Origin of the sequence: Streptomyces niveiscabiei (assembly GCF_001419795.1) — a bacterium.
Taxonomy (GTDB): Bacteria; Actinomycetota; Actinomycetes; order Streptomycetales; family Streptomycetaceae; genus Streptomyces; species Streptomyces niveiscabiei.
This window is the reverse complement of the sequence record NZ_LIRL01000868.1, coordinates 1-6663: the sequence shown is the minus strand read 5'-3', so window position 1 is coordinate 6663 and position 6663 is coordinate 1. Positions and strand designations below refer to the sequence as shown.

The following is a 6663-nucleotide window of genomic DNA, read 5'->3' as shown; positions in this document are numbered from 1 at the left end:
GGCGGGGTGTCGTTCGTGGTGCGCGCGGGGAGGCGGCGTTGACCGGTCGGCAGCCACAGGAGGAGGCCGAGGGTGATCCATACATACATGTTGCTGCCGAGGAACCCGTCGAGGCCGGACGCGTCGTGGAACCAGATCCATACAACACTGGTGCACATGACGGCGTACAGAGTTGACGCGATCCGTACATATTCGGATCGAATCAACACGACGAACGATGGAATCAACCAGATCAAGTGATGCACCCATGTCACCGGACTGACCAGACAAGCGGTCAACCCGGTCAATGCGAACGCCGTTCGCCACTCCCCCGCGCGCCGCACCCGCCACACCCACACGGCGAGCACCACCAGCACGACCAGCGCCCACACGGCCTTGCTCTCGATCCCCAGGCGCGCGAGGACCCCTTGCAGGGACTGGTTGGAGACGTAGTCGAGGCGCCCCACGCGCGTGGTGTCCCACAGGGCGGTCGTCCAGTAGAACCGTGACGCGCCGGGGGCGACCAGCGCGGCGAGGGCGGTGGCACCGGCGGCGACGGCCGTGGCGATCCCGGCCTCGCGCCGGCGGCGGGTGACCAGGAGCAGTCCGATGAACAGCGCGGGCGTGAGTTTGACGGCCGCCGCGAGGCCGATGCCGATGCCCGCCCAGCGTTCGCGGCCGGTCGCGAGGAGGTGGGCGTCGACCAGGACGAGCGCGAGCAGCAGGATGTTGACCTGGCCGAAGCTGATGGTGTCCCGCAGGGGTTCGAAGAGGGCCAGGACGCACAGGGCGAGGCCGACGCCGTACCGGCCGTGCCGCTTCCACTCGCGGCCCGCGAGCAGGCGCAGGACCAGCGCGAGGGCGGCGAGGTTGAGCAGGAGGGCGGCGGCGATCGCCGTATGCAGGCTCACCAGTGCCATCGGGAGCATCGCGACGGCCGCGAAGGGCGGGTAGGTGAAGCCGTACGGGGTGCCGGGGACGCGGTAGTCGTAGACGCGTCCGCCGTGGTGGACCCAGTGGTCGATCGTGCCCCAGTAGACGCGCAGGTCGAACCAGTCCCGCAGGAGCGGCACGGTCGCGGTGAACGCCGTCACGGCGGTGGCGAGCGCGATCAGCAGGAACAGCCGGCCGCGGTCGGTCTCGGGGAGTCTCATGGTCCTCGGGGTTCGTGGGGTCATGCCGTACGGCCGTGCTGGAGGCCGGGGGCGCGGGTGGCGAGGCGGGCCTGCCACAGGACGACGACGGCGAGGGCGCCGCCGGAGACGGCCAGCAGGACCTGTCCGGCGTCGGCGGGACCGCCGTCGGGCAGGACGGCGAGGGCGAGCACGCCGGCCACGGCGACGGCGGTACGGTGCCGTACCGACGTGTCGGGTGCGGCGGCGGCGATCAGGAAGAGGCCCCACAGCGCGTACCAGGGGCGGATCGCGGGGCCGAAGGCGGCGACGGCGGCGAGGCTGAGGCCGAGCGCGTACACCGGGCGGGGGCGCAGGCGCCACCAGATGGCCGTGACGAGTCCCGCGGTGATCGCGAGGCCCAGGGCGTGCCAGGCGGGCACGGCGAGCGGTGCGAGGTCGCTGCCGGCGTGTTCGAGGAGGGCGCCGGTGGCGCGGCCCAGCAGGCTCGTGAGGGCCCAGTTCTGGGACGAGACGGGGGTGCTGAGGGCGCTGATCCAGCCGTATCCGGTGCCGGTGGCGGCGGTGACGGCGACGGTCGTGGCGGCGGCCGGGGCGAGGGTGTTCGCGCCCGCGCGCAGGGCGGCGTACGGGCCGGACCGGCCGCGCTGCCGGTAGTGGAGCAGCACGATCGCCGCGAGGCCGAGGGCCGCCGGGGCCTTGACGAGGGCGGCGAGGGTGACCAGGACGGCGCCGAGGGTGAGGCGTCCGCCGAGGGCGGCGGCCAGGCCGATGCCGAGCAGGCCCAGCATGATCGCGTCGTTGTGGGCGCCCGCGACGAGGTGCAGCAGCACCAGCGGGTTCAGCGCCCCCAGCCAGAGCGCGCGTGCCGGGTCGGCGCCGCAGTGCCGGGCGAGGCGGGGCAGGGCGGCGGCCATCAGGGCGACGCCGAGGAGGGCCACGCAGCGCATCCCGTACAGCCCGGCGGGCAGCTCCCCGCGCGTGAGGTCCGCGAGGACCCCGGCGAGGCCCATGAAGGCCGGTCCGTACGGCGCCCCGGTGTGCCGCCACAGGGGCGCGACCTCGTCGGCGAGCGGGCCGCCGAGGCTGGAGGGGCCGTAGGAGTAGACGTCGATGTGGGCGTCGACCATCGCGCCTTGCGCGAGGTAGCTGTAGACGTCCCGGCTGAACAGGGGCGGCGCGACGATCAGGGGGGCCGCCCAGACGGCGAGGACGAGGACCAGCGCGCGCGGGGAGGGCGGTTCGTCGCCGCGCACCCTGCGGCCCAGGAGCACCCAGGCGGCGGTCAGCAGCACCAGGCCGAAGTAGACGCCGACCAGGCCGAGCACGGCGTGCGGCGAGGAGGGGGCGAGCAGTTCGCGCGCGGGCAGGGCGCCGGCACTCTCGCCGCCGAGCGCCAGGCAGGAGGTGCCGGCCAGGCCGAGCACCTGGCAGCGGCGGAGAGCGACAGGGAAAGCCTTGGCCAGCACCCTGTCAGCGTGGCGACGCCGGGTGGCCGGTAAGCGACGTTCCGCCTGCGGGGCGGTGGTCTGTGCGTGACCGGAGCGTGATCGCGGCGCGGAGAGCCGCACGGGAGCCGGGAGTTCACCCCGGGTTCGGGGAGTCCTCGCCGGTCCGGCCGCGTGCCGTCAGGTCCGCGACGGGACTCGCGACGGCCCGCGCGGTCTCCGGCGCCGGGCTCAGGCGAACCGGGTGCTCGGTACGGGGCCCGTGCTCCGCACCCGCGCGCGGTCGCCCGTGAGCCAGGTGCCGCGGATCGCCGCCGCGAACCCGGTGAGCCGCTCCCGCGGGTCGTCCGGGGTCGCGCCGTCGCCCTCGTCGGGCGTGGGGTCGGCGGCGGCGATCTCGGCGGCGAGTTCGGTCTCCGCGCGCGGGTCGGGGCCGCCGCGCTCGACCTCCCCATCCTCGCCCACGCGTAGGGTGTCGCCCCAGGGCGCGACGACCGACTGGTGCAGCAGGGTCACGCTGTCCGGGGTGACGGCGGGCGGGTCGGTCCAGCAGCTCGCGTGCTCGTGGAGGACCTGTCCCGCCGTGCGGCCGAACAGCTCGCCCAGGATCTCGGGGCCCCGCTCGGCCTCGGCGGTCTCGTTCAGGTCGTACGCGATCACGACAGTGTTCTCGCGCCCCGCCTCGAACGGCAGCGCGGGCAGCCCCAGCACCTGCGCCGCGGCGAGCCCGAGGACGCGGCTCGACCGGTCCGGGAGCAGCGACACGGACGCCGGGCGCACCTGGGCCGCCTCCAGGACCGCCCTGAGCCGCAGCAGGCCGCGCAGGCACTGCCCGTAGGTGTCCTGGAGCCACGCGTACCGCCCGGTCATGCCCGCGTCGTAGCCGTACGGCGAGAGCGTGCCGAGGACGGTCCCGCCCATCACGTACTGCCAGCCGCGCAGATCCCCGCGGTCCAGCGGGCTCGCCGCCGCGACGGCGTCGGCGCGCTCCAGGACCCTGCGCTGGCGCGCCTGCGCGGAGGTCCACATCTCGTCCTCGGGGTCGCCGAGGAGCGCGTGCTGACGGCGGGCCAGGGGCAGGTCGCCGGCGAGGACGGCGTTGAACACGAGGAGGTAGCGGTCGGGCCAGTCGTCCAGCTGCGCCTCGTGCGCGAGCAGGACGTCCGCCGCCTCGCGGTGGCGCGAGCGGTCCTCGTAGGCGGCGACCAGTTCGCGCAGCAGGGGCTTCGCGCCGGGCGCGAGCCGCAGGGCCTCGCGCAGCGCGGGGATCGCCAGGTCGGCGACGCCGCGCTCGATGCACGCGTACCCGAAGTCGTAGAGGGCGCGCGGCTGTCCGGGGTCGGCCGTGACCGCCTTCGCGGCGTCGCGCAGGTCGTCGAACCCGGCTCCTTCGGCCGCCCGTCCGGCGACCAGGGCGACCTCGGCGAGCGGCGCGCGCTCGGCGGCGGCCCGCAGGAGCCTCAGCGCGCCGGGGATGTCGCCCTGGTCCAGGCATTCCCATGCCTTCAGGGTGTCGGGGGACTGGGGGCGGCGCGGCCTGCGGGAGAACATACGTGCGATTCTCCCCGAGGCCGGCGGCGGTCCTCAACCGGATTTCCGGCGGGCTGTGACCGATGGCGCGGTTTCTCCCTCTTCTCCTGTGACCGACCTAGTGGGGGAACGATGAAGTGGTCCAGGACCGTGGCCGCAGCGGCTGCCGGCCTCATTCTGTGCGGGTGCACCGGCACGGGCGGCGGCGGTACCGCGCCGAGCACGGCCCCGTCCGCGCGCGCGGTGGGCAAGTCCGCGTCCCCCGCGCCCTCGCCGTCTCCCACGGTCTCGCTGATCCTCAACGGCCAGACCGACGCCCGCCCCGGGGAACGCGTCCACATGATGCTCTACGGCGTCACCCGCGCGCGGGGCGGCGACGCGGTGACCGCGCGGTCGGCCGCGTTGACCGGGCCGGTGCGTCTGGACTGGGAGGACGACCACTACTGGGCCGTGGGAACCCTCAAGATGACGAACAAGCCCGGCTCGTACCCCCTGACGGTCGCGGTCCACGGCCGCGACGTGGCCCACGACACGGTCAAGGTGGCCGCCTCCCAGCGGCCCTCGTTCACCCTCTCCGCGTCCCGGGAGGCGACCCGCCCCGGCGAACCCGTGTGGCTGGGCTTCGACGACCTGTACCCCGGCGAGCGGGGCACCGGCTTCACCGTGCGGTCCGCCGCCCTCCCCGCGCCCGTGCGCCTGGTCCACGACGACGACACCGACTTCTACAACCCGCGCGCCTTCTCGGCCCGCCCGGAGCTGCGGACCCGTCTGGCGGACGGCACGTACACCTTCACCCTGTACGGCGCTGACGGCCGCCGGATCGCCGAGAAACGGCTGACGGTCCGCGCGTCCCGGCCGGGCGACCGCGACTACCGGGGCAAGCCGTCCGGCCCCGAGTTCTTCGACCCGGGCGCTGGCTACTCCGACGGCTCCCACAACACGTTCCGGGCCGCCGCCGGCGGGCGGGTCGCCGTCATGTGGCACGACGTGTACCCGGACCCGGGCGAGGAGACCCGGCTGACCGCCACGTCCCCGGCGTTCACCGGGACGGTCCGCCTGCGGCACGACGACAGCAAGGGCGCCGACGGCGACGACCCGCGCTTCCTCGGCACCGCGACCGTCCGGCCCGGTCTCGCGCCCGGCCGCTATCCCGTGACGGTCGTCGCGCATCACGGCCGGGTGACGAAGACGGCATACCTGACGGTGACGGCGCGTTAGGGGCGCGCGGGTGCGGCGGCGCAGGTCAGGTCGTGCGCCGGGACCTTCCCGTCGAGCAGGTAGGCGTCGACGGCCGCGTCCACGCACGCGTTGCCGTTCCGGTACTGGCCGTGGTCGCCGGCACCGGTGACCGTGACCAGCCGCGAGCCCTTCAGCGCGCGGTGCGCCCGCAGCGCGCCTTCGTAGTACGTCGCCGGGTCGTGCACCGAGTTGAGCATGAGGGTCGGCGGCAGGCCCTCGCCGGTGACCTTGACGTGCGGGGCGTCCGACTCCGGCCAGAACGCGCAGACCGCCGCGTACGCGAGCTCCCGCGCGCCCACGAGAGGGTGTTTCCGCGTGTCCGTCGCGCTCTGCCGCAGCCAGTGGCCGAGGTCGCGGTTCCACGGCGTGTCGTTGCAGGTCACCGGGAAGTAGGTGGCGGCGAATCCGGGCGAGAGGTAGTTCGCGAAGGTGCTCCCGGCCGTCTGCCGCTCGGCGGCCGTCGCCGTGTCCCAGTGCTCCAGGGAGGCCAGCACGGACGCCAGGGACAGCCACAGGCCCGCGTTGTACATGCCCTGGATCGTGGCGTTGTCGAGCTGGTTGGGCCCCACGGTCACCGCGCCGGCGGTCAGGGGGCGGTCGTGCAGAGCGGCCCGCCGCGCCTCCCAGGTGGCCTTCGCCTCGGCCGCCGTACGCCCGTAGTGGTAGACCGCGTCGTGCTGCGCGAGCCACGGCAGGAAGTCCTGCTCGAAGCGGCGCTGGAAGCTCATCGGCTGCCCCAGCTCGGCCTGCTCCCAGGTCCCGTCGAAGGCCAGGTTGCTGTCCAGGACGGCGCGTTCGACGTGCTGCGGGTACTCGGTCGCGTAGTACGCGCCCAGCCAGGTGGCGTACGAGGGGCCGTAGTACGAGATCTTCTGCACGCCGAGCAGGGTGCGCAGGAGGTCGATGTCATGGACAGCTTGATCGGTGGTCAAGTACTTGACGAGATCACCGCTGCGATCAAGGCAACTGTTGACGAATTGGCGGGAACGGTTGATCACGCCCTGGAGGGCAGCGGGCGTGCGGTCGCGGAAGTCGCCGGCGTAGAAGTCCTGGAACTCGGCGTCCGTCTGGCAGGTGGCGTGCGTGCTGCTGCCCACGCCGCGCTGGTCGAAACCGACGACGTCGTACGCGGCGCCGACCGCCGGTGACGCCTTCACGAACCCGGCCGGACGGTTCAGGCCCGACGCGCCCGGCCCGCCCGCGGCCATGACCAGCACTCCGCGGCGTTTCACGGGGTCGGGCGCGCGGTGGCGGGACACCTCGACGGTGAGGTCGGCGCCGGTGCCCGGGTGGTGCCAGTCGCGGGGGACGGCCATCGGGGCGCACTCCAGGGC

Annotated in this window: 5 protein-coding genes; 1 reads left to right on the top strand and 4 read right to left on the bottom strand. The window is 74.2% G+C overall.

The features are described 5' to 3' along the window. From AOK24_RS35815 to AOK24_RS35805, 3 genes are all read right to left on the bottom strand, one after another. Positions 1 to 1133, bottom strand: a 1133-nt coding sequence (locus AOK24_RS35815) for a glycosyltransferase family 87 protein (RefSeq protein ID WP_055724143.1), incomplete at its 3' end; no start/stop codon positions are given. Positions 1134 to 1153: 20 nt separating this feature from the next. Next, the gene (gene mptB / locus AOK24_RS35810; RefSeq protein ID WP_165854413.1) at positions 1154 to 2683 is read right to left on the bottom strand and encodes a polyprenol phosphomannose-dependent alpha 1,6 mannosyltransferase MptB; all 1530 of its coding nucleotides are present in this window, start codon (positions 2681 to 2683) and stop codon (positions 1154 to 1156) included. Between the two features lie 108 nt (positions 2684 to 2791). Further along, positions 2792 to 4111: a tetratricopeptide repeat protein gene (locus AOK24_RS35805; RefSeq protein ID WP_055724141.1), complete on the bottom strand. Its 1320-nt coding sequence runs from the start codon at positions 4109 to 4111 to the stop codon at positions 2792 to 2794. 111 nt (positions 4112 to 4222) lie between these two features. Between AOK24_RS35805 and AOK24_RS35800 the strand changes: the two genes are divergently transcribed. Further along, entirely contained in the window at positions 4223 to 5308 is a 1086-nt protein-coding gene (locus tag AOK24_RS35800; protein WP_055724140.1) for a hypothetical protein, read from the top strand. Here AOK24_RS35800 and AOK24_RS35795 read toward each other — a convergent pair. After that, the coding region (locus AOK24_RS35795) for an alpha/beta hydrolase (protein ID WP_055724139.1) at positions 5305 to 6663 on the bottom strand (1359 nt) is incomplete at its 5' end. The genes AOK24_RS35800 and AOK24_RS35795 overlap by 4 nt on opposite strands.

Bases quoted from the DNA above. Each gene is read 5' to 3' on its own strand.
- AOK24_RS35805 (WP_055724141.1), bottom strand. From the start codon at position 4,111: ATGTTCTCCCGCAGGCCGCGCCGCCCCCAGTCCCCCGACACCCTGAAG.
- AOK24_RS35800 (WP_055724140.1), top strand. From the start codon at position 4,223: ATGAAGTGGTCCAGGACCGTGGCCGCAGCGGCTGCCGGCCTCATTCTG.